Annotated in this window: 24 protein-coding genes, 7 tRNA genes and 1 riboswitch; of the genes, 29 read left to right on the top strand and 2 right to left on the bottom strand. The window is 49.8% G+C overall.

The features are described 5' to 3' along the window. The first annotated feature begins 119 nt into the window (after positions 1–119). The 8 genes from DW915_RS09930 (at position 120) to DW915_RS09895 (ending at position 5,707) form a co-directional block, all read left to right on the top strand. Entirely contained in the window at positions 120–851 is a 732-nt protein-coding gene (locus tag DW915_RS09930) for an ABC transporter ATP-binding protein (RefSeq protein WP_118742052.1), read from the top strand. Continuing rightward, positions 851–1,774 carry a SufB/SufD family protein gene (locus DW915_RS09925; RefSeq protein WP_055219683.1) on the top strand — a complete coding sequence of 308 codons (924 nt, stop codon included), beginning with the start codon at positions 851–853 and terminating at the stop codon, positions 1,772–1,774. Before DW915_RS09930 ends, DW915_RS09925 begins: the two co-directional genes overlap by 1 nt. 187 nt (positions 1,775–1,961) lie before the next feature. After that, entirely contained in the window at positions 1,962–2,234 is a 273-nt protein-coding gene (locus DW915_RS09920) for a hypothetical protein (RefSeq protein ID WP_118742051.1), read from the top strand. After that, positions 2,192–2,425, top strand: coding sequence for a beta-galactosidase (locus tag DW915_RS09915; RefSeq protein ID WP_243033814.1), 234 nt, complete (start codon positions 2,192–2,194; stop codon positions 2,423–2,425). The genes DW915_RS09920 and DW915_RS09915 overlap by 43 nt, the downstream gene beginning before the upstream one ends. Beyond that, positions 2,394–2,681 (top strand): MarR family transcriptional regulator, encoded by a 288-nt coding sequence (locus DW915_RS09910; protein ID WP_207665594.1) that lies wholly within the window; start codon positions 2,394–2,396, stop codon positions 2,679–2,681. The genes DW915_RS09915 and DW915_RS09910 overlap by 32 nt, the downstream gene beginning before the upstream one ends. Before the next feature lie 67 nt (positions 2,682–2,748). Then, positions 2,749–3,585 (top strand): pyridoxamine kinase, encoded by an 837-nt coding sequence (locus DW915_RS09905; RefSeq protein ID WP_055219693.1) that lies wholly within the window; start codon positions 2,749–2,751, stop codon positions 3,583–3,585. Then, positions 3,585–4,244, top strand: coding sequence for a TatD family nuclease-associated radical SAM protein (locus DW915_RS09900; protein WP_022462642.1), 660 nt, complete (start codon positions 3,585–3,587; stop codon positions 4,242–4,244). Before DW915_RS09905 ends, DW915_RS09900 begins: the two co-directional genes overlap by 1 nt. Positions 4,245–4,324: 80 nt before the next feature. Further along, on the top strand, positions 4,325–5,707 hold the full coding sequence (locus DW915_RS09895; protein WP_118742049.1) for a uracil-xanthine permease family protein: 1,383 nt from the start codon (positions 4,325–4,327) through the stop codon (positions 5,705–5,707). Positions 5,708–5,989: 282 nt separating this feature from the next. On the opposite strand, the gene DW915_RS09890 is transcribed toward DW915_RS09895, so the two are convergent. Beyond that, entirely contained in the window at positions 5,990–6,472 is a 483-nt protein-coding gene (locus DW915_RS09890) for an N-acetyltransferase (RefSeq protein WP_117813207.1), read from the bottom strand. Positions 6,473–6,688: 216 nt separating this feature from the next. Here DW915_RS09890 and DW915_RS09885 point away from each other — a divergent pair, with 216 nt between their 5' ends. Beyond that, positions 6,689–7,930: an Nramp family divalent metal transporter gene (locus DW915_RS09885; protein ID WP_118742048.1), complete on the top strand. Its 1,242-nt coding sequence runs from the start codon at positions 6,689–6,691 to the stop codon at positions 7,928–7,930. 76 nt (positions 7,931–8,006) lie between these two features. Here DW915_RS09885 and DW915_RS09880 read toward each other — a convergent pair whose 3' ends face one another. Then, a complete protein-coding gene (locus DW915_RS09880) occupies positions 8,007–8,864 on the bottom strand; it encodes a LysR family transcriptional regulator (protein ID WP_055219702.1) in 858 nt (285 codons plus the stop codon). Between the two features lie 137 nt (positions 8,865–9,001). Here DW915_RS09880 and DW915_RS09875 point away from each other — a divergent pair, with 137 nt between their 5' ends. From DW915_RS09875 to rpmE, 20 genes are all read left to right on the top strand, one after another. Continuing rightward, a complete protein-coding gene (locus tag DW915_RS09875) occupies positions 9,002–10,762 on the top strand; it encodes an ABC transporter ATP-binding protein (protein WP_118742047.1) in 1,761 nt (586 codons plus the stop codon). 41 nt (positions 10,763–10,803) lie between these two features. Continuing rightward, positions 10,804–12,513 (top strand): ABC transporter ATP-binding protein, encoded by a 1,710-nt coding sequence (locus tag DW915_RS09870; RefSeq protein ID WP_117760599.1) that lies wholly within the window; start codon positions 10,804–10,806, stop codon positions 12,511–12,513. A gap of 312 nt (positions 12,514–12,825) precedes the next feature. Beyond that, positions 12,826–12,916, top strand: a riboswitch (glycine riboswitch). Positions 12,917–13,124: 208 nt separating this feature from the next. Continuing rightward, complete coding sequence (locus DW915_RS09865) at positions 13,125–14,489, top strand: alanine/glycine:cation symporter family protein (RefSeq protein ID WP_118742046.1); 1,365 nt, start codon at positions 13,125–13,127, stop codon at positions 14,487–14,489. A 553-nt stretch (positions 14,490–15,042) separates the two neighbouring features. Further along, on the top strand, positions 15,043–15,228 hold the full coding sequence (locus DW915_RS09855; protein WP_022462634.1) for a hypothetical protein: 186 nt from the start codon (positions 15,043–15,045) through the stop codon (positions 15,226–15,228). 119 nt (positions 15,229–15,347) lie between these two features. Further along, positions 15,348–15,665: a rhodanese-like domain-containing protein gene (locus DW915_RS09850; RefSeq protein WP_022462633.1), complete on the top strand. Its 318-nt coding sequence runs from the start codon at positions 15,348–15,350 to the stop codon at positions 15,663–15,665. A 106-nt stretch (positions 15,666–15,771) separates the two neighbouring features. Further along, complete coding sequence (gene yfcE / locus DW915_RS09845) at positions 15,772–16,314, top strand: phosphodiesterase (protein WP_022462632.1); 543 nt, start codon at positions 15,772–15,774, stop codon at positions 16,312–16,314. 16 nt (positions 16,315–16,330) lie between these two features. Further along, complete coding sequence (locus DW915_RS09840; protein WP_022462631.1) at positions 16,331–17,488, top strand: THUMP domain-containing class I SAM-dependent RNA methyltransferase; 1,158 nt, start codon at positions 16,331–16,333, stop codon at positions 17,486–17,488. Positions 17,489–17,649: 161 nt separating this feature from the next. Continuing rightward, positions 17,650–18,174, top strand: coding sequence for a hypothetical protein (locus tag DW915_RS09835; RefSeq protein ID WP_055219714.1), 525 nt, complete (start codon positions 17,650–17,652; stop codon positions 18,172–18,174). 44 nt (positions 18,175–18,218) lie between these two features. Then, positions 18,219–19,949 carry a carbon starvation CstA family protein gene (locus tag DW915_RS09830; RefSeq protein ID WP_118742044.1) on the top strand — a complete coding sequence of 577 codons (1,731 nt, stop codon included), beginning with the start codon at positions 18,219–18,221 and terminating at the stop codon, positions 19,947–19,949. A 129-nt stretch (positions 19,950–20,078) separates the two neighbouring features. After that, positions 20,079–20,681 carry an XTP/dITP diphosphatase gene (locus DW915_RS09825; protein ID WP_022462628.1) on the top strand — a complete coding sequence of 201 codons (603 nt, stop codon included), beginning with the start codon at positions 20,079–20,081 and terminating at the stop codon, positions 20,679–20,681. 14 nt (positions 20,682–20,695) lie between these two features. Next, positions 20,696–21,181: a metallophosphoesterase family protein gene (locus tag DW915_RS09820; RefSeq protein WP_022462627.1), complete on the top strand. Its 486-nt coding sequence runs from the start codon at positions 20,696–20,698 to the stop codon at positions 21,179–21,181. A gap of 320 nt (positions 21,182–21,501) precedes the next feature. Continuing rightward, positions 21,502–21,576 (top strand) — tRNA-Pro (locus DW915_RS09815). Between the two features lie 6 nt (positions 21,577–21,582). Then, positions 21,583–21,653: transfer RNA gene (locus tag DW915_RS09810), tRNA-Gly, on the top strand. A 26-nt stretch (positions 21,654–21,679) separates the two neighbouring features. Beyond that, a tRNA-Arg gene (locus DW915_RS09805) sits at positions 21,680–21,753 on the top strand. A gap of 46 nt (positions 21,754–21,799) precedes the next feature. Continuing rightward, positions 21,800–21,873 (top strand) — tRNA-His (locus DW915_RS09800). Between the two features lie 20 nt (positions 21,874–21,893). Further along, a tRNA-Gln gene (locus tag DW915_RS09795) sits at positions 21,894–21,965 on the top strand. 18 nt (positions 21,966–21,983) lie between these two features. Further along, positions 21,984–22,056: transfer RNA gene (locus DW915_RS09790), tRNA-Lys, on the top strand. A gap of 68 nt (positions 22,057–22,124) precedes the next feature. Beyond that, positions 22,125–22,206, top strand: a tRNA-Leu gene (locus DW915_RS09785). A gap of 285 nt (positions 22,207–22,491) precedes the next feature. After that, positions 22,492–24,156 (top strand): transcription termination factor Rho, encoded by a 1,665-nt coding sequence (gene rho / locus DW915_RS09780; RefSeq protein ID WP_118742043.1) that lies wholly within the window; start codon positions 22,492–22,494, stop codon positions 24,154–24,156. Positions 24,157–24,287: 131 nt separating this feature from the next. Continuing rightward, entirely contained in the window at positions 24,288–24,488 is a 201-nt protein-coding gene (gene rpmE, locus DW915_RS09775; RefSeq protein WP_022462139.1) for a 50S ribosomal protein L31, read from the top strand. The last annotated feature ends 18 nt before the right edge of the window (positions 24,489–24,506 follow it).

Here is a 24,506-nt window from a genome sequence, read left to right as displayed (position 1 = left end):
GCATAAAACAAAAGAGTCTCCCAAACTGCAACAAATAATTGACAGATTTTAAGAGAAGGAGTAGAGTTTTTGAAAGGGGGATTATCCCTGCAAAGAGTGAAAACAAAAGAGGTGCAAATATGCTGAAAGTAGACAATCTTACCTTTGAAGTAAACGAAGAGGGAAGAAAACGCTGCCTCGTCAACCACATCAGTTTTGAAGTGAAGGACGGGGAAATGCTGGTGATTACCGGACCAAACGGTGGTGGAAAATCAACGCTGGCCAAAGTGCTTGCAGGAATTGAGGACGCCAATGGCGGAGAAATCTTCCTGGATGAGGAAAATATTACCGGTTATGATATTGACCACCGCGCAAACGCCGGCATCGGCTATGCATTCCAGCAGCCGCCGCGTTTTAAAGGAATGACGGTGAAAAAAATGCTGTCGCTGGCAGCCGGAAAAGAGCTGACGGAAGCAGAGAGTTGTAAACTCCTCTCTGCCGTCGGACTCTGCTCTGCCGATTACCTGAACCGTCAGATGGACGGCACACTCTCCGGCGGAGAGATGAAACGTCTGGAGATTGCAACGGTGCTTGCAAAACCGCATAAAGTCAGCATTTTCGATGAGCCGGAGGCTGGCATTGACCTGTGGAGCTTTTCCATGCTGATCAGGCGGTTTGAAGAAATCCACAAAGAGAAAAGAGAATGTCTGATTCTCATTTCTCATCAGGAACGCATTATCCAGATGGCAGACAAGATCATGGTGATCGAGGACGGCCAGGTGAAAGAATACGGTACAAAGGAAGACGTACTGCCGACCCTGTTCCAGCAGAAAACAGGCCGGATGTGCGGCCAGGAAGGAGGCACATGCTGATGGTACAGGTAGATGAGACAACCCAGGGCGTATTAAATCAGATCAGCGAGGGATTTGAGCAGAAAGGGGCATACAATCTCCGCCAGAACGGCATTCCGCTCTGCCACGGTGACAGTGAACATATCAAAATCCGCAAAAAAGAGGATAAGCCGGGCATTGATATTTTGATCGACGGCGAGACGAAGGGCGAAAAAGTATTTATCCCGGTTGTCGTCAGCGTTTCCGGTATGACGGATCTTGTTTACAATGATTTCTACGTTGCGGACGGCGCCGATGTTACGATTGTAGCGGGCTGCGGCATTCACAACGGCGGCTGCAACGACAGCCGGCACGATGGTATCCATACGTTCCATGTAGGAAAAAATGCCAACGTGCGCTACGAGGAAAAGCATTATGGCGAGGGAAACGGAACGGGACAGCGGATTCTGAACCCGGTGACAAATATTGAAATCGGAGAAAATTCCGTTTTTACGCTGGATACCGTACAGATTAAGGGCGTTGACTCAACAATTCGTACGACGAATGTTGTGATGGATGCAAACTCCAAACTGTTCGTGCTCGAACGTCTGATGACAGACGGTGACCAGAAGGCAGAGTCGGATATTGAAGTATGTATGAACGGAAGCGGTTCTTCCGCACAGATTATTTCACGTTCTGTCGGAAAGGGCAATTCCTCCCAGGTATTCCATCCCAAGGCAGTCGGCAAAAACAAATGCCACGCCCATATCCAGTGCGATTCTATCATCATGGATCACGCCCAGGTCGGATCTATTCCGGAGATCCAGGCAAAGCATGTGGATGCGGCAATCATCCACGAGGCGGCGATCGGACGGATCAATGATGAGCAGCTATTGAAACTCAGAACGCTCGGCATGACGGAAGCGGAGGCGGAAAACGTCATTATTGAAAACTTCCTGAGCTGAAGAAAAAAAGGAAACAAGAGAACAAAAAAAGAGGCATTTCCAGTCTGCATAGATGGAGATGCCTCTTTTTGTACATTTTTCACAAAAGCAGGTAGTAAATTTTACTAAAATAAAAAGTAAAATATTTTGACTTTTAACATATGATAAATTTGTACTGTTGAAAAAAGGAAAGATACAAGATAGAGAAATGGGGAAAGCGAAAATGGGTATTGTGATCAATCATTCCGAAAATATTTTCCTGCTGCAGACCAGATCCAACAGCTATGCGTTCGGCATTGACGATCAGGGACTGGTAAGACATTTATATTGGGGAAAACGGATCAACGAAGTGGAAGATTTTGAATTGCCGGTACTGATCGAGGTATCCACAAATGATTCGGTTTACGAAATCACAAGACGCGTCCGAACCAGGCGAAGATGTGGTCTTATCAGAGCATGGCACACGGCGCTGACTCCCTGATGTATTTCCGTTACCGCGGTGCGACAAAAGGTGCAGAGCAGTTCTGCTACGGCGTGATCGATGCGGATAATGTGAAACGGAGAAAGTTTTACGAAGTACAGAGTTTCTTCCGTGATATGATTCAGGTGCAGGATGCGGAAGTGCTGTTCCATTACGCGGATGCGTTCTATCCTCTATTTTGCGTCGGATGAAGAGACGGTTCTGACGCAGCAGGAGATCTGCAATGCGTGCTTTCTGCCGAAACAGACAGTCAACACGGCGATTGCGGGACTGGCACAGAAAGGCCTTGTGGAGCTCGAGCTCATCCCGGGAACGCGGAACAAAAAGAGGATTCTGCTGATGGATGCCGGACGGGAACTGGAGAAAAATACGACGGACCGGCTGCGCGGGGCGGTCTATTTCCCGACAGCCCCTTTTCTTTTTGTCCGGAAAAAAACTTGTAAATAAGACGCGAGTGTGCAAAAATAGACATGAAACAGATGCGGAGGCATCCTGAAAAAAAGAGGAGAACAACATGGAAAAACAGAAAAAAATAGCGCTGATTAACGATCTGACGGGCTTTGGCCGGTGCTCGACGGCTGTGATGGCGCCGATCGTGTCGGCGATGAAGATTCAGGCGGTGGCAGTTCCGACCGCAATTCTCTCGGCACATACGCAGTTTCCGACGTATTACTTTGATGATTATACCGACCGGATGAAGGAGTACATTCAGACCTATAAGGATCTGAAGCTCGATTTCGATGCGATCTCGACCGGCTTTTTAGGATCGGAACAGCAGGTGGATATTGTGCTTGATTTTATTCGCCATTTCAAGACGGACCGCAACTTTGTCATCGTCGATCCGGTCATGGGAGACTATGGGAAGCTGTATCGGACGTACACGAAAGAGATGTGCGACAAGATGAAAGAGCTGGTTCACTATGCGGATATCATCACGCCGAACCTGACAGAGCTCTGTACACTGCTTGATGCGCCGTATCCGGAGAACGGGGCTTCGATTGAGGAGCTGAAAGAAATGTGCGGAAAACTGGCGGAACGGGGACCGAAACATATTGTTGTGACGGGTATCCACTTTAACCAGACACAGATTGCCAACTTTATCTATAACAAAGGCGAGGATTTCCAGATCGTTATGGTAGACCGCATCGGCGGCGATCGGAGCGGTACGGGAGATGTCATTGCGGCAATTATCGCAGGCATGTATCTGAACGGCCACAGCCTGTACGAGTCGGTGAAAAAGGCGGCGGATTACGTATCGAAATGCATCCGCTACTGCGAGGAAAACGAAGTGCCGAGCTACTGGGGACTCTGCTTTGAAATGTTTATGAAGGACTTAACGGAGGAAGCGTAATGTATTTATATACTGTAACCGGAGCCGTCGGCGAGGAAGGGTATCTCGACCTTGCAAAGAGCGGCGATCTTACCGGAAAAAATGTCTATGTCAACATGACAAACAAATGCCCGTGCAGCTGTGTGTTCTGTCTGCGCCAGACGAAACAGCAGCAGGAGGGAAATACACTGTGGTTAAAAGAGGGCGAGCCATCCGTTGAGACGATGCTGGAGCTGTTCGCACAGTACGATCTGAACGTGATCAATGAACTGGTCTTCTGCGGCTTCGGAGAACCGCTTGAGCGGCTTGAGGATGTCTGTCGGGTGATCGATTCCTTAAAAGAAACGTATCCGAACCTGAAAGTGCGTCTGAATACGATCGGTCTTGCAAACCTGATCTATGGAAGAGATGTCACCCCGGAATTAAAGGGAAGATTCGATACCGTCTCGATTTCCTTAAACGCGCCGGATGAAAAGGAATTTCTGGAGCTCACGCGGTCGAAATTCGGCATCCAGTCGTACGAGGCGATTAAGGAGTTTGCGGTTCTTTCCAAACAGTATGTGCCGAATGTTGTGATGACGGTTGTCGAGAAAGTCATGCCAGAGGAGAAAATTCAGAAGTGCCAGGAGATCTGCGATACCTTAGGAGTTACTTTACGTGTCCGCCCGTTTGAAAATTGAGAGGCCCGCAATCTTTCGCTTGTATTTGAACGACATAACGCCTATAATGGGAAGGAAAAACAAAAGAGAGGGAGAGACGTATGAACGAGTCTAATGGAGTCCTCCGCGATGCGAGAAAGCTCGGCATTCCTAAAATGCTGATTCTTGGATTGCAGCACATGTTTGCCATGTTCGGTGCAACCATTCTGGTGCCGATTCTGGTAAACAGCTACTTTGTAGACGCATGCGGCGAGGGGCCGTCCCGCGGTCTTACCGTATCCGTCACACTGTTCTGCGCCGGCTTTGGAACCCTGCTGTTCCATCTGTGCGCGAAATTTAAAGTACCGGCATTTCTTGGTTCTTCGTTTGCATTCTTAAGCGGTTTCGCCGCTGTTGCAAACCTGAATACCGGAAAATATGCCAGCATGAGTGTCAACGACAAGGCAGCCTATGCCTGCGGAGGTATTGTGGTAGCAGGTCTTCTGTACCTGATTTTTGCCTTGATCATCCGCATGGTCGGCGTCAAACGCGTGATGCGCTACCTGCCGCCGGTTGTCACAGGTCCGGTTATCATCTGCATTGGCCTCAGCCTTGCTGGTTCCGCCATTAATAATGCTTCGACGAACTGGTTCCTGGCACTGGTTGCGCTGGCAGTCATCATCATTTTCAACATCTGGGGAAAAGGAATGTTCAAAATCATTCCGATTCTGATGGGCGTTGTGATTGCCTACGCTGTGGCAGTTGTCCTGAATGCACTCGGCATCAAAAATCCGGACGGATCCGTGATCATCAACTTTGCGCCGGTTGCACAGGCAGGCATCGTCGGACTTCCGCCGCTGCAGCTCTGCAAATTCGATCTGACCAGCATTATGATCATGGCACCGATCGCGATCGCGACCATGATGGAGCATGTCGGCGATATGTCGGCGATCTCTGCAACCGTAGGAGAGAACTTCCTTTCTGATCCGGGCCTGCACAGAACCCTGCTCGGTGATGGTCTTGCAACCGCAATGGCAGGTTTCATCGGCGGACCGGCCAACACGACGTACGGCGAGAACACCGGCGTTCTGGAATTGAGCCGCGTACATGACCCGAGAGTCATCCGTATTGCCGCAGTCTTTGCGATTATCGTCAGCTTCATTCCGAAGGTATCGGCACTCATCAGCACCATGCCGTCCTCTATCATCGGAGGCGTCAGCTTCATGCTGTACGGTATGATTTCTGCCATCGGTGTGCGCAACGTGGTAGAGAATAAAGTAGACCTGACCAAATCGAGAAATCTGATCATCGCGGGCGTCATCTTTGTCTGCGGACTGGGCTTCAGCAACGGTCTCTCCTTTACGATCGGCGGAACGACCGTCACCCTGACTGCACTTGCCATTGCAGCCATCGCAGGAATCCTGCTGAACATGATTCTGCCGGGCAATGATTACGAATTCGGCGTAAACGAGTCCGGGGACGAGAACAGAGGAATCCACGCATAAAGAAAAATGCAAAAGAAAATCCGTTTTTTCTGCATCTGTATTCTGCACAAAGGAATGTGCAGAAACAGAGGGGAAAAAGCGGATTTTCTTTGCATTTCGGTACGGGCAAGTGTATACAGGAGAGCAAGAAGATGTAAAGTTGGTAAAAAAATGACACACGAAAGATCGAAAAAGGGGATGATGGGACAGGTCGTCGGATCCTTATATTACCTGGATCCAACGGTGATTCCGCGGCTGAAAAGTCTGCGAAGCGGTGACGATCCGGTGTTTTCGTTTGGTGTTTTATTTTACGCGCTCAAACGCAATCCGCGGAGAGTGGTTCAGCACGTAGATGATGCCGCGCCGTTCAAATCCGTTTTTCTGGATCAGATGCTGCATGATTTGATTGTCCGCATGCGTATCGACGCGCAGGTGCGGGATCTGTGCCCAGCAGTAATCGACGATCTGGGAGAAAAATCCGTGGATTGTTCCGTCTGAGGCAACCTGGTGGATCGTGCCATACGGCGCATCGGAGAGCCAGGAGCCATTGTCGATCTGCAGATACGTCGGATCCTCACCGATGATGAAGGCAAACGCGCCGTGCAGCGTGCCGTTTTCTTCCAGGACAAAAAGCTGTTTGTTACGGATTCTGTTGTGAATCAGCTCCTCCGGCGGAAAATGGTTTCCCCACTGATTCGGATTTCCGGTTTCCTGCATAAAAGAGCGGGCGTACGCATAGATTGACATGATCGAAGTAAAATCCTCCGGGACGGCAAGTCGTATCATGATAAAAATTCTCCTTTTAGTTCAAAATAAGCAGTTTTATTGTAGCACAGCGGACGATGAAGCACAAGAAAGAGAAAACAGAATTTGACTTTTTGAAAAATCCCATGTACAATGTAGTTAGTTGCAACTAACTAAAGCAACCAAAACCACAACAAAACGATTTCTGCCGGTTCTGGATGGGCCGGTTCCGTATCAAATTGTCAGAAAGGAAAGAATATGAAACAAAATCGAAAACGAAAAGAGACGGCGGGCATGAATTTTCTCCGCTATCTCGGTCCGGGACTTTTTGTCACGGTCGGTTTTATCGACCCGGGAAACTGGGCATCCAACATTGCCGCCGGATCGGGTTACGGCTACGAGCTTCTGTGGATGGTTACCCTGTCCACGATCATGCTGATTTTTCTGCAGCACAATGCGGCGCATCTCGGCATTGCCACGGGAAAGTGCCTCTCGGAGGCGGCGAGCCTCTATCTGCCTGCGTGGCTGAAAAACACGATTCTTGCGACGACGATGATGGCAGCGGTGGCGACCGCAATGGCGGAGATCCTCGGCGGTGCGATTGCGCTCCAGATGCTGTTCGGCATTCCGATCAAGCTCGGCAGCATGATGATTCTCGTGCTGGTTCTGATCTGTGAGTTTACAAGTGCTTACAAACGGATTGAAAAACTGATCATTGTGTTTGTCTCGCTGATCGGCTTTTCGTTCCTCTTTGAGGTCTGGATCGCCGATATCGACTGGGCGCAGGCGGCTGTCGGCTGGGTAAAACCGTCGTTTCCAGAGCACTCAATGCCGGTCATCTTAAGCGTCCTCGGTGCGGTCGTCATGCCGCACAACCTGTTTCTCCACTCGGAAATTATTCAGAGCCGCCAGTGGAATCTTGAGGATGATGAGGTGATTGCGCGCCAGTTAAAGTATGAGTTCAAAGACACCCTGTTTTCCATGATCATCGGATGGGCCATCAACAGTGCAATGATCCTGATGGCGGCCGCAACGTTTTTCCAGCCGCAGAATGCAAAGCAGGTGGATGATCTCGCAACGGCGGGAAAGATGCTGACACCGCTCCTTGGAAATGCCGCATCGGTGATTTTTGCAGCAGCGCTTCTGCTCGCCGGAATTTCATCGAGCATCACCGCGGGAATGGCGGGCGGAACGATTTTTTCGGGGATTTTTAACAAGCCGTATGAGATCAAGAGTAAGGAGACACGCTGGGGAATCCTTCTTACCATGATCCCGGCCGCAGCGGTCATTCTTCTGATTGATTCCCCGTTCCAGGGCCTTCTCTATTCACAGATGTTCCTTGGAATGCAGCTCCCGATTACGGTATTTACGCAGATTTATCTGACGTCCTCGAAAAAAGTCATGGGAAAATACGCGAACAGTCTGCGGCTGAAAATTGCCCTGTTTGCGATTGCGGTGATTGTGACACTGCTGAATATCGCGCTGCTGTTTGTGCAGTAAAAAGAATGAGAAATAAAAAAAGGAAGTCCGCTGCGCTGATCCCTGAAAAAGAGACCGGCGCAGCGGACTTCTTCTATTATAATATGCTCTCCATGCAGGCATCGACAAAGTCCTGCAGAAGCGGAGAGAGTTTCCGCCCCTTTTTCCAGATCACGGCGATCTGCGTTTCCAGGTCGCTTTCTGCGAGCGGCTGGATGCGGAGTCCCTGGCAGAGAGAGCTCATGGACTGCGGGAAAATGGCAGTGGCAAGGCCCTCCTTTGCCCAGAGCATCGCGCCGCGGGGATCGTCGCAGACGCAGAAAAGATCGGGCTCCATGCCGCGCGAGTGGAACGCATCCATGATGAGCGCCTCATACCGGCGGTAGATGATGAGTGGAATATTCAAAAGATCCGAGAGCTTTAGCGATCCGTTCTTCTCGGGAAGCATATCTTTTGAAGAAACGGCAATCATAGGTTCAGAGCTTAAAATTTTATAGTCGACATCGTCGAGCCGCAGCGGCGTGCGGGCGATGGAAATGTCGATGATGCCGTCCATCAGATAGCGGTACAGCGTGTAGGTGATGCCGTCGTGCACCTCGAAGTTGACATCGGGATTGCGGCGGGAAAAAAGCGAGACGCACGGCATGATCGTCGCAACGGTGGTCGGTGTGATGCCGAGGCGCAGAACCCGCTTTTTGCCGACCTTTGCGACCTCAAGCTCCGTCGATTTCACGTACTCGAGCAGGTTGGCGGAGCGGTCGTACAGCAGTTTTCCGGCTTCGGTCAGGCGGACGCCCTGGCGGGTGCGTTCAAATAAAGTGACGTTCAGTTCGGCTTCCAGCTGCTTTAACTGATAACTGAGCGGCGGCTGGGACATATTGAGGCGGCGGGCGGCCTCGTGAATGCTTTCGGTTTCGGCGATGACGCGGAAATATTCAAGCTGGCGCAGTTCCATAAGAGACTTCCTTTCGTGAAATTATCTATGATATTAAAATTGTATCACTAAGCTATAAAAACAATACTATTCGTATTAATCATATGAGATTATACTGTCAATGTCAAGAAACAAAGAAATGGAGAGTGAAAAAGAAGATGAAAAGTCTTGGAGTCTACTTGAAGCACTACAAAAAAGAGAGCATCATCGCTCCTTTGTTCAAGCTTCTGGAAGTCGTATTTGACCTTCTGGTGCCGATGGTTGTTGCCCAGATCATCGATGTGGGTATCGCAGGCAATAACCGTCCGTACATCGTCAGCCGTTTTGGAATCCTCGTTCTGATGGCGGCAGTCGGACTTTGCTGCAGCTTCACCGCGCAGTATTTCGCGGCAAAAGCGAGCGTCGGCTGTGCAACCGAGCTTCGCCAGGCGGTCTTTGACCATATCCAGGCTCTGTCCTTTACGGAGCTGGATACCATTGGAACCGATACGCTGATCACCCGTCTGATCAACGATATCAACCAGGTGCAGAACGGAATCAACATGGGTCTGCGTCTGCTGCTGCGGAGTCCGTTTATCGTATTCGGTTCCGTTGTGATGGCATTTACCGTCAACGTAAAATGTGCCATCGTATTCCTGGTTACTATTCCGATCCTGTTCGTTGCCGTATTCGGCATTATGCTGGTCAGCATCCCGCTGTTCAAAAAGGTACAGGCGGCACTCGACCGCGTCACCGGAATGACAAGAGAAAATCTGAACGGTGTCCGTGTCATCCGTGCGTTCTGCCGTGAGGAGCAGTCTGTTGCCGATTTCGAAAAGAGCAACGATGAGCTGACTTATCTGAACGAGTTTGTCGGAAAAATTTCCGCACTGTTAAATCCGCTGACCTATGTCCTCATCAACATCGCAGCCGTTGTCCTGATCTGGCAGGCAGGCCTTCAGGTCAACATCGGCAGTATGCAGCAGGGACAGGTTGTCGCACTTTACAACTACATGCTGCAGATCATCGTGGAGCTGATCAAACTGGCATCGCTCATCATCACCTTAAACAAATCCGTTGCCTGTGCAGAGCGTGTCTCCGGCGTATTGGCGGTTCCGACAACCATGAACTACCCGGCAAAAGGCGGCGCTGCAAAGAAAGTAACTGGCGATGCAGCTGTTACATTTAAAAATGTCAGCTTCACCTATGCAGGAGCCGGCGCAGAGAGCTTATCGGATATCAGCTTTACCGCAAAACGCGGCCAGACCATCGGAATCATCGGCGGTACCGGAAGTGGAAAATCGACGCTGGTCAGCCTGATTTCCCGTTTCTACGATGCAACCAGCGGTGACGTCATGGTAGACGGCGAGAATGTAAAGAATTACACGAAAGAAGAGCTGTGCAATAAAGTCGGTGTTGTTCAGCAGAGAGCAGTGCTCTTTAAAGGCAGCATCCGCGACAATATGAAGTGGGGCAAAGAGGACGCCACCGATGCAGAAATCTGGGAGGCGCTCACCACAGCCCAGGCGAAAGAAGTCGTAGAAGGCAAACAGGATCAGCTCGATTTTATGCTGGAGCAGAACGGAAAGAACCTCTCCGGCGGACAGAAACAGCGTCTTTCTATTGCGCGTGCGCTGGTAAAAAAACCGGAAATCCTGATTCTGGACGACAGCTCGAGTGCGCTTGACTTTGCAACGGATGCAAAACTCCGCAAAGCCGTCCACAATCTCGAAGGAAACACGACAACCTTCCTCGTATCCCAGCGAATCGCCGGCATCCGTCAGGCAGACCAGATCCTCGTTCTTGGAAATGGTACGCTCGAAGGAAACGGCACACACGACGAGCTGATGAAAACCTGCGAGGTTTACCGCGAGATTTACTTCTCCCAGTTCCCGGAAGAGCGTGCAGCTTATAACAACGAAAGCGGGGTGATCGCATGAAAAAGACAGAAAACAAGTCCGGAAAAAGCGGCATGCAGGTCATGAAAAAGCTGATGGCGTTTATCGGAAATTATAAAATTTTCTTAGGCCTTAGTATTGTCCTGGCTGCGGTTACCGTTATTTTACAGCTTTATATTCCGATCCTGTTCGGCGATGCGATCGATGAGGTCGTTGCAGCCCACCAGGTCAATTTCCCGGAGATGTGGTTCTATCTGAAACGAATCGTATTCTTTACCCTCGTTTCCGCACTTTCCGCATGGATCATGAACCTGATCAACAACCGTATGACGTACCGCATCGTGCGCGACCTTCGTTCCCAGGCGATCCGTCATATCCAGGTGCTGCCGCTGTCCTATCTGGATCAGCACAGCTCCGGAGACATCGTAAGCCGTGTTATCGCAGATACCGATATCTTATCGGACGGTCTTCTGCTTGGCTTTACACAGCTGTTCTCCGGCATCGTAACCATTATTGTGACACTGTTTTTCATGTTCTCGAAGAACGTATGGATCACCCTTCTTGTGATCTGCCTGACACCTCTCAGCTTCTTCGTGGCAAAATTTATTTCCGGCCGCTCGTTCAAAATGTTCCAGAAACAGAGTGAGACGAGAGGAAAACAGACCGCACTCATCGATGAGATGATCGGAAACCAGAAAGTAGTCAAAGCGTTCGGCTATGAGGAAAAAGCTTCCGAGCGTTTTGCAGAGATCAACAAAGATCTGCAGAAATACAGCCAGCAGGCCGTGTTCTACAGTTCCTTAACGAACCCGTCCACCCGTTTTGTCAACAACGTGATCTATGCCGGTGTTGCCCTTGTGGGAGCTTTCATGATCCCGGGCGGCGCGCTGACCGTCGGCGGACTTTCCGTTCTGCTGTCGTACGCAAACCAGTATATGAAACCGTTCAATGATATCAGTTCCGTTATCACTGAGATGCAGAACGCGCTTGCCTGCGCAGGCCGTATCTTTGCTCTTCTGGAAGAGAAAGAGGAGAGTGCAGACCCGGCCGGAACGATCGATACCGTGACGGGAAATGTGACGATCGATGATGTAGCATTTAGTTATGACAAAGAGAAAAAACTGATCGAGAACTTTAATCTTGACGTACAGCCGGGCATGCGTGTTGCCATTGTCGGCCCGACCGGATGCGGAAAGACGACGTTTATCAACCTGCTGATGCGCTTCTATGATGTCGATGCCGGAAAGGTCTGCATCGACGGAAAGCCGATCGACGAACTGTCCCGCCATGCGCTCCGCAGCTGCTTTGGTATGGTGCTGCAGGATACCTGGATCAAACAGGGAACCGTGCGCGACAATATCAGCTTCGGAAAGCCGGATGCGACGGAAGAGGAGATCATCAATGCGGCCAAAGAGGCACACAGCTGGGAGTTTATCAAGCGTCTGCCGAAGGGACTTGACACGGTTCTCAGCGAAGACAGCATCAGCCAGGGGCAGAAACAGCTTCTTTGTATCACCCGTGTCATGCTCTGCCTGCCGCCGATGCTGATCCTCGACGAGGCGACCTCCAGCATCGATACCCGTACCGAACTGCAGGTTCAGGAGGCGTTTGACAAGCTGATGCAGGGCAGAACGAGTTTCGTCGTTGCCCACCGTCTGTCCACGATCCGCAACGCTTCGCTGATCCTCGTCATGAAAGACGGAAAGATTATCGAGCAGGGACGCCATGAGGAGCTTCTTGAGAAGAAAGGCTTCTACTACAATCTGTACAACAGCCAGTTCCAGGCGTCATAAAAGATATTTGGAAAAGAGAACAGCAGATCTGTGCCGCGCATGCGATTTTGAGGCGTGCGCGCGCAGATCTGCTGATTTTTTATATGTTTTTGCAATATTCTGAAAAAAAATACGGCATGGGGTATTGACGAATCCTATCACAGGTGCTATAGTTTTACAAAAATAAAAAAAGACGTAGAAGTTTTTAGAAAATGTGCGGAGAGCTTTTGGAAATTTAATTTTCGAAAGGTGCACGACCGAAGAAGTAAAACTTTCAGGTGCTGGTTCTCTTCTTAAAACAAGAACGGACGGGAGACGGCGAGGACTAAAAACGGAGTGGTCTCTGGAGAAGCTCTTGAAAAGAGTGCCGAAGGTGCAATGCAGCGATGCAGAATCTCTCAGGCAAAAGGACAGAGTCAAAAAAGATACAGAAGAAAAACAGCCGCGGAACAAAAAAGCGGTGCGCAGAAATGAAAAAATTCCGGAAGCGCGGTTTTTTGCTGTATTTTTCAATCAGAGCCATGTTCTGCAGGAAAAATTCCGCAGGAGATGGTATTTTTTTTCTCAAAACGGTGCGGATGTGTGATCCACATCGTTCAGACCATACGTCGAATGGAAAGGGAGAAAAGAAAATGGATGCATTGAATCAGGCAATTGCGCAGATCAGTGATGTGCTCTGGAACAGCGTACTGCTGTTTCTGCTGGTAGGTACGGGAGTTTATTTCTCTGCTCGGACCCGCTTTGTACAGGTAAGAAAGTTTAAGACCGCGTGGAACCGCGTCTTCGGCGGTTTCTCGTTAAAGGGTAAGAAGGCCGGAAAAGACGGCATGACTTCCTTCCAGGCGCTTGCAACAGCGATCGCCGCACAGGTCGGAACCGGAAACATCGCAGGATGTGCGACCGCACTCGTATCCGGCGGCCCGGGAGCCATCTTCTGGATGTGGCTTGCTGCGTTCTTCGGCATGGCAACGATCTACGGCGAGGCGTATCTCGCGCAGATCTCCAAACGCCGCGATGAGAGCGGAGAAATCATCGGAGGACCGGTTTACTACATTACCCACGCATTCAAGGGAACGTTTGGAAAAGCACTGGCAGGCTTCTTTGCCGTAGCCGTTATTCTGGCGCTTGGCTTTATGGGAAATATGGTACAGTCGAACTCCATCAGTGATGCGTTCTACACCGCATTTTCCGTACCGAAATGGGTGATGGGTGTGATTGTAGCCGTTCTCGCCGCATTCATTTTCATCGGAGGTATCTCCCGTATCGCATCCTTCACCGAAAAAGTTGTTCCGGTGATGGCAGCACTGTATCTCGTCGGAGCCCTTGTTGTTATTCTGATCAACATCCAGCATGTGCCGTCAGCGATTGCTTCGATCTTTATCTGTGCATTCCGTCCGGACGCCGTATTTGGTGCAGCAGCCGGTATTACCGTGCGGAAAGCCATGCGTTACGGTGTTGCCCGAGGCCTCTTCTCTAATGAAGCCGGTATGGGTTCCACCCCGCATGCCCATGCGATTGCCGATGTCGAGAACCCGGAGGATCAGGGTGAAGTAGCGATGATCGGTGTCTTTATTGATACCTTCGTTGTCCTGACCATGACCGCTCTCGTTATTCTTTCTTCCGGCGTTCTGGAAGAGATGATGAGTACCGGTGTTAAAGGAACCCCGGTCGCACAGGCGGCATTCCGAACCGGCCTCAAAGGCTTCGGACCGGCGTTCGTAGCGATCTGTCTTCTGTTCTTTGCATTCTCGACCATCGTCGGATGGTACTTTTTCGCAAGACAGAACGTACAGTATCTGTTCGGAAAGAAAGCAGTCGTTCCGTTCTCGCTGATCGTCGTTGTGTTCGTTTTCCTCGGCTCTCTGCTGAAAGTAGATCTCGTATGGAACCTGTCAGACCTTTTTAACGGCCTGATGGTAATTCCAAACCTCATGGCGTTGATCGTCCTCGCAGGAACCGTAGCAAAAGCGGCAAAAGGTGAAAAAGTAGAATTCTAATCATATATACAGAACGGGAAAAAGGAGGAAAGTCTGCTGATGCAGACTTTCCTCCTTTTTGCAATTATTCAGAGCCACATCTCGATTCCGCTGCGCTGCATCTCGATGTGGCTTCTCGCCATATAAAATTTCAAGAAGAACTGTTCGTTCATGCGAGCATGACTCACAGTTCTTCTTGAAATTTTGCATGGCTCTGAATAATTGCAAAAAGAAAGACCGGCAGGGGAGCTACCGATCTTTCAAGGGGAGTATAAATAATTAATAAGGGGTTATTAATTGTAAAAAAATTTATGAAGGGTAAATTCTTTTACAAAATTGATTATAATACAGATAACGGGAAAAAGCAACATCGAAATTCAAAAGTTGGAAAAAATTACCACAATTTGGAAAGCAGTGGTCCGAAAGCAGGAAAAACACTGTATTTTTGGGCTTGCATTCCCCACTTTGGAACAGATACCGTGGAAAAACAGGGTTCTGGATGCATAATCTGCGCGGAAAAAGCGATACTAAAGGATGTCGCAGGACAAAAAAACATTCAGGAGGAAGCAAGATTATGACCAGAAACAGCAAAAATGAATACAGCAAAAACGAGTACAGCAAAAACGGATACGAGAAAAGCGAATACAGCAAAAACCAGAAGAACAGCAGAGACTGCAATCATGTGAAAGACCGTGAGATGTCATCCTACGGTCAGCAGAACCGGGAGCAGGACGAGAAGGATGAGTATGAAAAATACTAAGTAAACCTTGGGATTCCGGCAGAAAAAGCCGGCGGAGGGTCCCATACGGACTCTGCCGCCGGTTTCTGCATACATATAAAACAGGAGAGAAAGTCAGATCCGGAGAGGGGGACCAGGATATGGCAGGCATGACACTGCTGGCGGCAGACCAGCTGGACTGGTACGTGGGAAAACCGTGGGCGATGATCATCGATGTGCGGAACCGGCGGGAATACGAAAAAGGGCATGTGAAAGGAGCGGTGAATCTTCCCTATGACCATCTGCTCGAACGGGTCTGTCTGCCGCGGGACAAAATTCTTGTGATCTGCTGTGAGCGGGGTGCCGCGAGCATGGCGGAGGGAAAGCGGCTGGCGGAGAACGGATACGAGGTCAAAACGGTCATCGGCGGAATGCATGCATACCGCGGACGATATCTGGTGGCGGGAGAAGAACTGTAAGGGGGCGGCAATCCAACATTTCTTCTTGTCAAGCGGGAAAAGATACGGTAAGATGAAACAGAAAACAATACAAAACCAAACCACAAAACGAAAGAGAGATCACGATATGAAATACATGTTTGCATCTGATATTCACGGTTCTGCCTATTACTGCAGAAAAATGCTGGAAGCCTTCGAGGCAGAGGGCGCAAGCCGCCTGTTTCTGTTAGGCGACCTTCTCTATCACGGCCCGAGAAACGATCTTCCAAAAGAATACGCACCGAAACAGGTCATCGCCATGCTGAATGAGAAAAAACAGTACCTCACCAACGTGCGCGGAAACTGCGACGCAGAAGTAGATCAGATGGTACTGGAGTTCCCGGTGCTGGCAGATTACGGCATCCTGATCGAGGGAGGCCATACCTTCTATATGAGCCATGGCCACATCTACAATGAGCAGAATCTGCCGCCGCTGATGGATGGAGATATCTTCCTGTACGGCCATACCCACGTCCTGCGTGCCGAGAAAAAAGGCGCACACACCTTTCTGAACCCGGGTTCTGTATCTCTGCCGAAAGAGGGCAATATCCCGACCTATGCAATCCTCGAGGACGGCGTATTTACGATCAAAGGCTTTGACGGCACCGTCGTAAAACAGCTCACATTATAAGAGGGGACGGGAGAGTATGGAATTATATGAATTGATCGCCCCGTGCCACTTCGGCCTGGAGGCGGTGATGAAACGTGAAATTCTCGACCTCGGCTACGAAATCGAGCGCGTGGAGGATGGAAAAGTAACGTTTCTTGCAGATGCAGAGGGAATCGCCTACGCCAACCTGTTCCTTCGCACGACCGAGCGTATCCTGCTCAAAGTAGGACAGGTCCACGCCGAAACGTACGATGAACTCTTTGAAGCGACAAAAGCGCTCCCGTGGGAGAAATTTATCCCGAAAAACGGAAAGTTCTGGGTAACGAAGGCAAACTCCATCAAGAGTAAGCTCTTCAGCCCGTCCGATATCCAGTCGATCATGAAAAAAGCGATTGTCGAGCGATTGAAACAGGTCTACCACATGGAGTGGTTCCCGGAGGACGGTGCACAGTACCCGATCCGTGTTTCGATTTTAAAAGACGAGGTTACGATCGGACTCGATACCTCCGGCGTTTCCCTTCATAAGAGAGGCTACCGCAAGCTGACCGCGAAAGCGCCGATCACCGAGACCCTTGCCGCAGCACTTATCATGCTGACTCCGTGGAAGGGTGACCGGATTCTTGTCGATCCGTTCTGCGGAAGCGGTACGTTCCCGATCGAGGCGGCCATGATGGCGGCCGATATTGCACCGGGTCTCAACCGTTCTTTCCTTGCGGAGCAGTGGACGCACCTCGTGCCGAAAAAATGCTGGATGGATGCGGCGGAGGATGCACGCTACCGGATCCGGAACGATATTGAGACAGATATTCAGGGCTTTGATATCGACGGAGATGTCATCAAGAGTGCCAGAGAGAACGCAAAGCTGGCCGGTGTGGATCACCTGATCCATTTCCAGCAGCGTCCGGTTGCCGAGCTGTCGCACCCGAAAAAATACGGTTTTCTGATTACCAACCCGCCGTACGGTGAGCGCCTGGAGGACAAAAAAGATCTTCCGGCCCTGTATCAGACATTAGGAGAGCGGTACCGCGCTCTCGATTCCTGGTCGATGTATCTGATCACGAGCTACGAGGATGCCGAGCGGTACCTCGGCAAAAAGGCGGATAAAAACCGTAAAATTTACAATGGAATGCTGAAAACCTACTTTTACCAGTACGCGGGACCGAAGCCGCCGCGCCGGGAAAAAGAACAGAAATAATACAAATGGAGGAGCAATACCGAATGATTTTTGGTGTTGCTCCTTTTTGATAACAAAAATTAAAAGAAAAATTTTAGAAAAGGTTAATATTTCCTTGAAATCACTGCACTACTGTGCTAAACTGTCCTCATGCGAAATTTTTTCATCAAGCGGAGGAAACCATGAACGGACAGGAGATCAGAGACAGGCTGCTGCATTCCTACGAGAGGAGCTACGATATCGTAAAGCCGTCCGAAGTAAACGGCCATACATACGATGCCTGTGCAAGCTACCACGAGAGCGGCGCAAAATACGTGCTCTCAAAGAAAGCAGAGCTGTGGAGGATCAGCTGTCATGAGCATGCGTATTTTAAAGCGGTGGAAGAACTGAACGACCAGGACGTCGAAACATTTCTGACGGACCTGACAGAATGGATAGAGCCAAAGGTGGTTCGCGAGGGGAAGGAAGTACCGGATACCGACCACATGTACACGCTGGTCACCGGTATTTTTTTTGCGGACAAACCGGTTGCGGACAGCGTAAAGAAGAAAATTCGAAAATATAAGTATTATAAAAATTACCGGTTTTCTTTGAGAGGCTACTGTCAGGTGCGGCTGCTCGTCTTTGATACGGCGGAACAGAAAGTGTTTGGAAACCGGGCGGCTTGGGAATTGGTAAAGGGATATGCTAAGATGTTCCGGTCTTAGTTATCTATAAATTTATTCTACCAAAAAGAGGGAGGAAAAAACAAATGAATAGTATTCTTGTACTGGTTGTCGGAATCGGCATTCTGATCGCCGGATACGTATTCTACGGAAAATGGCTTGCCGGGCAGTGGGGCGTTGATCCGAAACGGAAAACCCCTGCATTCACCGAGGAGGACGGTGTGGACTACGTTCCTGCCAAAGCTCCTGTCTTAATGGGACATCACTTCTCATCCATCGCAGGCGCAGGCCCGATCAACGGACCGATTCAGGCCGCTGTCTTTGGATGGGTTCCGGTTCTTTTATGGGTACTCATCGGCGGTATCTTCTTTGGAGGCGTTCATGATTACGGCGCACTGTTTGCATCCCTGCGCCACAAAGGACAGTCCATCGGCGAGGTTATCGCAGACACTATGGGAAGTAAAGCGAAAAAACTCTTTATCGTCTTCGCTTACCTGACCCTGATTCTTGTTGTTGCAGCCTTCGGTTCCATCGTTGCCAATACCTTCAAGGCAGCCTACACCGAGAGCGGCGCTGTCGATGTGGCAGCAAGTTCTGCAAATGCAACAACCGCTATGATTTCCATTCTGTTCATCGTACTTGCCGTTGTGTTCGGCTTCATGGTATACAGAAAAAATGTATCTCTTGGCGTTTCCACCATCGCAGGCGTTGCAGCTATCGTTGTCTGCGTTGTTGTTGGATTAAACTTCCATCCGATCTATCTCTCCGAGACAGCATGGATGGTAATCGTTGGTATCTATATCACCGTAGCTTCTGTTGCACCGGTCTGGATTCTGCTTCAGCCGCGTGACTACTTAAGCTCCTTCCTTCTGTACTTCATGATGATCGTAGCCGCTGTCGGTGTCATCGGAAGTGCTCTGATGGGCCATGCATCCCTGGATATCCCGGCATTCACCGGATTCAAAGATACGCTGGCTCCGACCGGAAGTTCTCTTGGATTTATGTTCCCGGCCCTGTTCGTAACCATCGCCTGCGGAGCAATTTCCGGATTCCATTCACTCGTTGGTTCAGGAACTACATCGAAACAGCTTGACAATGAGAAAAATGCCCGCCCGATCGCATACGGCGGTATGCTGATTGAGTGTGCACTTGCAATCGTATCTCTGTGTGCAGTCGGCTACATCTGGTCCAGATACGCAGACGGAACCACCGTTGTTCCGACCGCTGTATTTGCAACCGGTATCTCCGAGATGGTAGCAACCATTCCGGGACTTGGCGGATCGACCCACGTACTGTACTCTCTGCTGGTTCTGACTGTATCGGTATTCTGCCTGACTTCTCTGGATACTGCAACCCGTCTGGCAAGATACATGTTCCAGGAGTTCTGGCTTGAGCCGGGACAGACTTACAAAGAGGCAACCGGCTACAAAGCCGTTCTGACCAATCCGGTTGTATCAACCGTTATCACCGTAGTACTCGGCATCGGCCTTGGCCTGACCGGTTATTCCAAAATCTGGCCGCTGTTCGGTGCATCCAACCAGCTGCTGGCAGCCATCGGACTTCTTGCTGTTGCCACCTGGCTTGGAAAAGTCGGCAAAAACAACAAAATGTTCCTGTTCCCGATGGTATTCATGCTGATCGTAACCATCACATCCCTTGTACAGACCATGATTGCAAACTTCAAGGGCCTTGGCGCAGGCGTTGGTATCGGCTGGTGCGTAGCACGTATCGTGCTGGCAGGCCTGCTTGTCATCCTGGCGCTGATCCTGGCTGTCGATGGATTCAAGACTCTGGCAAATCAGAAAAAAGCAAAATAATGTGTGATTACAAAAAAGGCTCCCGGATAAAAACGGGGGTCTTTTTTTTGTGACAGGGTTCTTGTGTTTGCGTCACACATACGGTATAATGATCGCAAGTTATTTCAGCGTGAAAGAAGGAAAACGGTTATGAAAAAAATTGTATTTGCAACAGGAAATGCCGGCAAAATGAAAGAAATCCGTGAAATCCTTGCGGATCTGCCGGTGGAAATTTATTCGATGAAAGAAGCCGGCATTTCGGTCGAGATCGATGAGAACGGCAAAACCTTTGAGGAGAATGCAAAAATCAAAGCACAGACCGTTGCCGGATGCACAGACGGCGACACGATCGTGCTGGCGGATGACTCCGGTCTGGAAGTGGATGCCTTAAACGGCGAGCCTGGTGTCTATTCGGCAAGATATATGGGAGAGGATACGTCCTACCGCATCAAAAATCAGAGCCTCGTTGACCGCCTGGAGGGCGTGCCGGTGGAAAAAAGAACGGCACGATTCGTCTGTGTGATTGCAGCTGCCTTCCCGGATGGAACAGTCTGTACCACCAAAGGAACGATCGAGGGAAAAATCGGTTACGAGGAACGCGGGGAGAACGGTTTTGGCTATGACCCGATTTTCTATCTGCCGGATATGAGCCGCACGACCGCAGAACTTTCTCCGGAAGAGAAAAACGCAGTCAGCCACAGAGGAAAAGCACTGGCGGCGATGAAAGAACAGATTGCATCATATTTGAAATAAGAAGAGGGAAGAGAATGAGTATGAAATTTCTGATAGTGAGCGATACCCATGGACGGATGTATAACCTCGAGGAGGCCATGGAACGTGAGGAGTTCGACGGCATGATCCACTGCGGTGACGTGGAAGGGATGGATGACCTGATCAAATCCAAGGTAAACGGCCCGTGCTATATGGTCATGGGAAATAATGACTGGTTTTCAAACCTCCCGGCGGAGATTCAGGTGAACATTGATGATTACCGTGCCTTTATCACACACGGTCATAACTACGGCGTATCGCTCGGCCTGGAGGGAATCTATGCGGAGGCGCTTTCCAGGGGTGTGGATATCGTACTGTTCGGCCATACGCACCGGCCGGTCGCAGAAAAGCGTGGAAATCTCTGGATTGTCAATCCGGGCAGCCTCACGTATCCGCGTCAGATGGGAAGAAAACCAAGCTATGCCATGCTGACGATCAATGAAGAGCATGAGCTTTCGGTGGAAATCAAGTATTTGGATTAAAAAACGGGTCGAAAAAGGGCGGAAAACAGCCCAAAATCGAATGAATTATCGCAACTAACATGACTATTCCAAAGAAAACAGGGTAGTACCGGAGCAGGTTCTGACTAATTCTTAAAAAGTTTGTCAAAAAAATACAATTTAGGTGTTGACAGATGAGAAAAGATATGATAAGATCTCTTTGTTGTCCGGTGAGAACAAAACAACACAAAAAACATTTTGAAAAAAATGAAAAAAAGTGTTGACAAACCGAAAACAATGTAATATAATAAATCTTGCGTCGAGCGCGAAAGGGTTAAACGCAAATCGGGAAACCTTGTTTACGGGGTGTGGCTCAGCTTGGCTAGAGCGCCTGGTTTGGGACCAGGAGGTCGCAGGTTCGAATCCTGTCACCCCGATGTCGTGCGGGTGTAGTTCAATGGTAGAACACCAGCCTTCCAAGCTGGATACGTGGGTTCGATTCCCATCACCCGCTTGCTGCTACAATTTTGTAGAAGCTGTGTGCTTGTAGCTCAGTTGGATAGAGCAACGGCCTTCTAAGCCGTGGGTCGGGGGTTCGAATCCCTCCAAGCACGCTTCACTAAAATTAAATAGTGAAAAAGACTGTAAGTCGTAATTATGGTGGGTATAGCGCAGTTGGTTAGCGCGCCAGATTGTGGCTCTGGAGGCCAAGGGTTCGAATCCCTTTATCCACCCTGCCAGCAAGGCGAAACATTGGGCTATCGCCAAGCGGTAAGGCACAGCACTTTGACTGCTGCATTCGCTGGTTCGAATCCAGCTAGCCCAGTTGGATGCAAAAGTATACGGAGCATTAGCTCAGTCGGTAGAGCACTTGACTTTTAATCAAGTTGTCCGGGGTTCGAATCCCCGATGCTTCACTAAATAACCCATAGAAAACGCCCATGGAGGTTTTCTATGGGGTTTTTCTTTTTTGAAAAAATAATATGCGGTTATGACGGAATTGGCAGACGTGCAGGATTTAGGTTCCTGTGCCTTTCGGCGTGTGGGTTCGAGTCCCACTAACCGCAGAAAAATCGTTACAGTTCACAGGTTCCCTGCGAACTGTAACATTCGCAACCCTCATTTAAAGTTTTGCTTCGCAAAAGGAGGGCTGCTCACACCTGAATCACTTTCTTACGCAGCGAAACAGCAAGTGTTTCACTGCTGAGTGAACAGTAACGAAAAATCCACAGCAGTAAAATGATAAAAATCAGATTCTAAATAATTGCAGCAAAAATATTCGCGCATCAAATATCTTAAAAACTCCAAACAGAACCGAAAATCAAATAGAGAATAGATAGAGGAAAAATGGTATGACAAGAGAAAAGTATGAGTCATTGCCTTTGAGCATGCTGAAAGCGCTGGCAAAATCCAGAAACATGAAGGGAATTTCCACCCTGCGGAAAGAAGCGCTGATTGAGCGGATGCTGGAAGAAGATCAGAAAGAAAACCAGAAAAACATGGAAGAGCCGGCGGTTCTAAAAGAGGAAAAAAAGACGGAAACTGTACAGGATCAGAATCAGGAACCGCAGGAAAAGCGGGAGGACGGTATGGAGCGCCAGAATCGGGAAACCTCGGAAAACGGCACCGCGCGCCCGTACCAGAGACCGCGGTATGTCCGCCGGGAAGAGCGCAGTGAAAACGGAGAGCGCCAGGAGTACCGTCCAAGAGCGCCGCGTTTCAATGAGCGTAGATTTCAGGAACCACGGAATTATAATCAGAATAACCGTGAGGAAGAGCAAAGACAGGAGCCGCGTCAGGAAGCAGGGCAGGAAATGAGACAGGAGCCGCTGCGTCAGGAAGCAAGACCAGAGACGAGACAGGAACCGCGTCAGGAAACCAGCACGCTCGACAGCGGCCAGGAGGCCTGCGGCATCCTCGAGGTCATGCCGGACGGATTTGGATTTATCCGCTCCGACAACTATATGCCGGGCGACAGCGATGTCTACGTTTCTCCGTCCCAAATCCGCCGTTTCGGACTGAAAACGGGAGATATCATCCGCGGAAACACGAGAGTAAAGTCCGCAACCGAAAAATTCAGCGCCCTTTTATACTTAAAGAGCGTCAACAATCTGCCGCTCGACCAGATCATGCGCCGCGGCAATTTCGAAGATATGACACCGGTCTTCCCGGATGAGCGGCTGCGCCTTGAGCGCCCGGGCGGAAGCATGGCGATGCGGATCGTGGATCTTGTAAGTCCGATCGGAAAAGGCCAGCGAGGCATGATCGTCTCCCCGCCGAAAGCCGGAAAAACGACGCTTTTGAAGGATGCGGCAAAATCCATCCTGCGGAACAACCCGGAGATGTATCTGATCATCCTTCTGATCGACGAGCGTCCGGAGGAGGTCACCGACATTAAAGAAGCGATTCAGGGATCGAATGTGGAAGTCATCTATTCCACCTTCGATGAGCAGCCGGAGCACCACAAACGCGTGTCCGAGATGGTCATTGAGCGCGCGAAACGTCTTGTGGAGAGTAAAAAAGACGTTACGATCTTCATCGACAGCATCACACGTCTCGCCAGAGCTTACAACCTGACCGTTCCGCCGAGCGGCCGTACCCTTTCCGGCGGTCTCGATCCGGCAGCACTCTACATGCCGAAACGGTTCTTCGGCGCGGCCAGAAACATGCGCGAGGGCGGAAGCCTGACGATTCTTGCAACGGCGCTTGTGGACACCGGAAGCAAGATGGACGATGTCGTTTACGAGGAATTCAAAGGCACCGGAAACATGGAACTCGTGCTCGACCGGAAACTGCAGGAACGCCGCGTCTTCCCGGCCATCGACATAGCCAAATCGGGAACAAGAAGAGAAGATCTGCTTCTGACACCAGATGAGCAGGAGGCCGTTTACAATATGCGGAGGGCATTAAACGGCATGAAATCCGAGGAAGCCGTGGAAAATATTCTGAACATGTTTGCCCGCACCAGAAACAACGGCGAACTGATTCAAATTTTAAAGAAACAAAAAATAGTATAAGGCTTGCAATTTTCAAAATTGTGTGATACAATGAGAAAGCTGTGCAAGGTTGATGAGATTTTGTCAGCCTGAAATACGAAATCATCAGAGTAAATCTGAGAAGATAACAATATTAAGAAGAGGTGAATAAAATGAGAGAAGGAATCCATCCAGAATACCATCAGGCAACTGTTACCTGCAACTGCGGAAATACTTTCGTAACAGGTTCTACCAAGAAAGAGATCCATGTTGAGATCTGTTCTAAATGCCATCCGTTCTACACTGGCCAGCAGAAAGCTGCTGCAGCTCGTGGACGTATCGAGAAGTTCAACAAGAAATACGGCATGAAATAAGAATTGAATCAAGCAAGA

This window comes from Blautia sp. AM42-2, from assembly GCF_003480245.1.
GTDB classification, from domain to species: domain Bacteria; phylum Bacillota; class Clostridia; order Lachnospirales; family Lachnospiraceae; genus Fusicatenibacter; species Fusicatenibacter saccharivorans.
This window is presented reverse-complemented; position numbering and strand designations above follow the sequence as displayed.

What these genes read in the sequence shown, in the direction of transcription:
- DW915_RS09930 (WP_118742052.1), top strand. Translation starts at nt 120, where the DNA reads ATGCTGAAAGTAGACAATCTTACCTTTGAAGTAAACGAAGAGGGAAGA.
- DW915_RS09925 (WP_055219683.1), top strand. Translation starts at nt 851, where the DNA reads ATGGTACAGGTAGATGAGACAACCCAGGGCGTATTAAATCAGATCAGC.
- DW915_RS09920 (WP_118742051.1), top strand. Translation starts at nt 1,962, where the DNA reads ATGGGGAAAGCGAAAATGGGTATTGTGATCAATCATTCCGAAAATATT.
- DW915_RS09915 (WP_243033814.1), top strand. Translation starts at nt 2,192, where the DNA reads ATGTGGTCTTATCAGAGCATGGCACACGGCGCTGACTCCCTGATGTAT.
- DW915_RS09910 (WP_207665594.1), top strand. Translation starts at nt 2,394, where the DNA reads ATGCGTTCTATCCTCTATTTTGCGTCGGATGAAGAGACGGTTCTGACG.
- DW915_RS09905 (WP_055219693.1), top strand. Translation starts at nt 2,749, where the DNA reads ATGGAAAAACAGAAAAAAATAGCGCTGATTAACGATCTGACGGGCTTT.
- DW915_RS09900 (WP_022462642.1), top strand. Translation starts at nt 3,585, where the DNA reads ATGTATTTATATACTGTAACCGGAGCCGTCGGCGAGGAAGGGTATCTC.
- DW915_RS09895 (WP_118742049.1), top strand. Translation starts at nt 4,325, where the DNA reads ATGAACGAGTCTAATGGAGTCCTCCGCGATGCGAGAAAGCTCGGCATT.
- DW915_RS09890 (WP_117813207.1), bottom strand. Translation starts at nt 6,472, where the DNA reads ATGATACGACTTGCCGTCCCGGAGGATTTTACTTCGATCATGTCAATC.
- DW915_RS09885 (WP_118742048.1), top strand. Translation starts at nt 6,689, where the DNA reads ATGAAACAAAATCGAAAACGAAAAGAGACGGCGGGCATGAATTTTCTC.
- DW915_RS09880 (WP_055219702.1), bottom strand. Translation starts at nt 8,864, where the DNA reads ATGGAACTGCGCCAGCTTGAATATTTCCGCGTCATCGCCGAAACCGAA.
- DW915_RS09875 (WP_118742047.1), top strand. Translation starts at nt 9,002, where the DNA reads ATGAAAAGTCTTGGAGTCTACTTGAAGCACTACAAAAAAGAGAGCATC.
- DW915_RS09870 (WP_117760599.1), top strand. Translation starts at nt 10,804, where the DNA reads ATGAAAAAGCTGATGGCGTTTATCGGAAATTATAAAATTTTCTTAGGC.
- DW915_RS09865 (WP_118742046.1), top strand. Translation starts at nt 13,125, where the DNA reads ATGGATGCATTGAATCAGGCAATTGCGCAGATCAGTGATGTGCTCTGG.
- DW915_RS09855 (WP_022462634.1), top strand. Translation starts at nt 15,043, where the DNA reads ATGACCAGAAACAGCAAAAATGAATACAGCAAAAACGAGTACAGCAAA.
- DW915_RS09850 (WP_022462633.1), top strand. Translation starts at nt 15,348, where the DNA reads ATGGCAGGCATGACACTGCTGGCGGCAGACCAGCTGGACTGGTACGTG.
- yfcE (WP_022462632.1), top strand. Translation starts at nt 15,772, where the DNA reads ATGAAATACATGTTTGCATCTGATATTCACGGTTCTGCCTATTACTGC.
- DW915_RS09840 (WP_022462631.1), top strand. Translation starts at nt 16,331, where the DNA reads ATGGAATTATATGAATTGATCGCCCCGTGCCACTTCGGCCTGGAGGCG.
- DW915_RS09835 (WP_055219714.1), top strand. Translation starts at nt 17,650, where the DNA reads ATGAACGGACAGGAGATCAGAGACAGGCTGCTGCATTCCTACGAGAGG.
- DW915_RS09830 (WP_118742044.1), top strand. Translation starts at nt 18,219, where the DNA reads ATGAATAGTATTCTTGTACTGGTTGTCGGAATCGGCATTCTGATCGCC.
- DW915_RS09825 (WP_022462628.1), top strand. Translation starts at nt 20,079, where the DNA reads ATGAAAAAAATTGTATTTGCAACAGGAAATGCCGGCAAAATGAAAGAA.
- DW915_RS09820 (WP_022462627.1), top strand. Translation starts at nt 20,696, where the DNA reads ATGAGTATGAAATTTCTGATAGTGAGCGATACCCATGGACGGATGTAT.
- rho (WP_118742043.1), top strand. Translation starts at nt 22,492, where the DNA reads ATGACAAGAGAAAAGTATGAGTCATTGCCTTTGAGCATGCTGAAAGCG.
- rpmE (WP_022462139.1), top strand. Translation starts at nt 24,288, where the DNA reads ATGAGAGAAGGAATCCATCCAGAATACCATCAGGCAACTGTTACCTGC.